1 protein-coding gene is annotated in these 1,962 nt (G+C 73.9%); it reads right to left on the bottom strand.

The genetic code is table 11. The features are described 5' to 3' along the window. Positions 1-1,962: [protein-PII] uridylyltransferase (locus tag JLI01S_RS16445; protein ID WP_068266740.1), on the bottom strand; the 1,962-nt coding region annotated here is incomplete at both ends.

Below are 1,962 nucleotides of genomic sequence, written 5' to 3'. Positions count from 1 at the left end.
GGCGGGCCACGGCGTCGAGCGCGGCTCGGTCACCGGCGGCGAGCCGGTTCAGCCCGGCCGTCACCCGTGCAGGCTCGGGAACATCGCCTCCCGGCGACTCGACGAGCCACTCGTCGACCGCGATGCCGTCGACCGTGGCCAGCCGTGCCCGGCGGACCGTCATCCCGTGCGCAGCCAGCAGACCGGCGGTGTCGGCGAAGAGTCCGGCGCGGTCGCGGCAGTGGACGGTCAGCACCCACCCTCCTGCTTCGGGCTCGACCCGCACGTGCGCTCGCCCTGCGTCGACGTCCCGCCGGGAGGCCTGGTCCACCGTGGGGACGGGTGCCGGGCGCGGCACGGGAGGTGCCACGCCGGTGAGCCGATCGCGCACCAGCCCGGTCAGCGTGTCGAGGAGGCTGGCCCGCCAGTCCGTCCAGGCCTTGGGACCCGCGGCACGGGCATCGGCGATGGTCAGGGCCCGCAACAGCTCGAAGGTCTGCGCGTCCTCGCCAACGACCCGGCACACGGCGTCGACGGTGGCCGGGTCCGACAGGTCCCGTCGCGTCGCCATCTCGATGAGCGTCAGGTGCTCGCGCACCAAGAGCACGACCAGGGCTCGGTCCTCGTCGTCGGCCCCCCATCGCCGCAGGACCCGATCGGTGATCTCGGCACCCGTGAGCGAGTGGTCCCTCGCTCCGGCGACCTTGCCGATGTCGTGCAGCAGTGCCGCCACGAGGAGCAGGTCGGCCCGGGCGACCTCGCGCGTCAGCGCGCCAGCCCGGGCGACCGTCTCGAGGAGGTGCCGGTCGACGGTGTGGCGGTGCACCGGGTTGCGCTGCGGACGGCACCGCACCGCAACCCACTCGGGCAACCAGCGCTCGACGAGCCCCACCTGGTCCAGGCCTTCCCACACGGCCTCCAGGCCGGGGCCCGCGGCCAGCAGGTCCGCGAAGAGGTCGAGGGTCTGGCCGTCCCACGGTGCAGGGAGGTCGGGACAGGCTGCGAGGTTGGTCAGCGTCTGCGGCGCCAGCGGGAGCCGGTGGCGGGCGGCGATGACAGCGGCGCGAAGGGGGAGGGTCGCGTCCACGCCCACGAGCCGGGTCGAGCCGAGGACGGCCTCGCCGTCGTGGATGAAGAGGCCGTGCCCGATCGGGGTCATGGCGGGACGCCGAGGACCGACCCGCAGCGTGCGGGCGCGCTGGCTCTGCCCCGCCCTGCGCACCGTGGACTCCAGGGCCCAGGCGATGGTGCGCGCGGAGCTCGAGACCCGCGTGAGCAGCTCGTCGGCGTCGGGCAGGCCGAGGAGTGCTGCCACCGCGTCGTGCTCCTCGCGCAGCAGACGGTCTCGTCCTCGACCGGTGACCACGTGCAGTGCGTCCCTGACGTCCAGGAGCGCCTCCAGTGCCGGGCCGACGGACCCGTGCGGTCGGTCGGTCAGCCACGCGCGGGTCAGCGCGTCGAGCACCGTGACATCGCGCAGGCCCCCGAGGGACTCCTTGAGGTCGGGCTCGATCTGCTGGCTGAGGTCACCGTGACGGTGATGACGCGCCCGGACGGACTCGATGAACTGCGGCAGCCGGGTCCGCGCGCCCGAACGCCAGTCGTGGGCGACGGTTGCCCGGATGCTGGCCACGAGCTGCTCGTCCCCGGCGACGAGCGAGATGTCGAGCAGCCCCACGGCCGCTGACAGGTCCTCGCCGGCCACGCTGCGGCACTGCCCGCTCGAGCGCACGGAGTGGTCGAGGGAGATGCCGCAGTCCCAGATGGGGTACCAGAGGCCATCGGCCATCGAGGTCAGCCGCCTAGCAGGAGTGCTGCGACCGTCGTGGACGAGGACGAGGTCGAGGTCGCTCAGGGGACCTGACCAGCCACGGCCGAGGGAGCCGACGGCCGCGAGCGCGACACCTTCCCGCTCCCCCACCGCCTCGGCGTAGAGGTCGACGAGCCACTCGCGGGTAGCGGTGCAGATGGCCTTCCGGCGAG

It is taken from the genome of Janibacter limosus NBRC 16128, from assembly GCF_001570985.1.
In the GTDB taxonomy this organism is placed as follows: domain Bacteria; phylum Actinomycetota; class Actinomycetes; order Actinomycetales; family Dermatophilaceae; genus Janibacter; species Janibacter limosus.
Note: the sequence above shows the minus strand (reverse complement) of the source record. Positions and strands in the feature narration are given on the sequence as shown.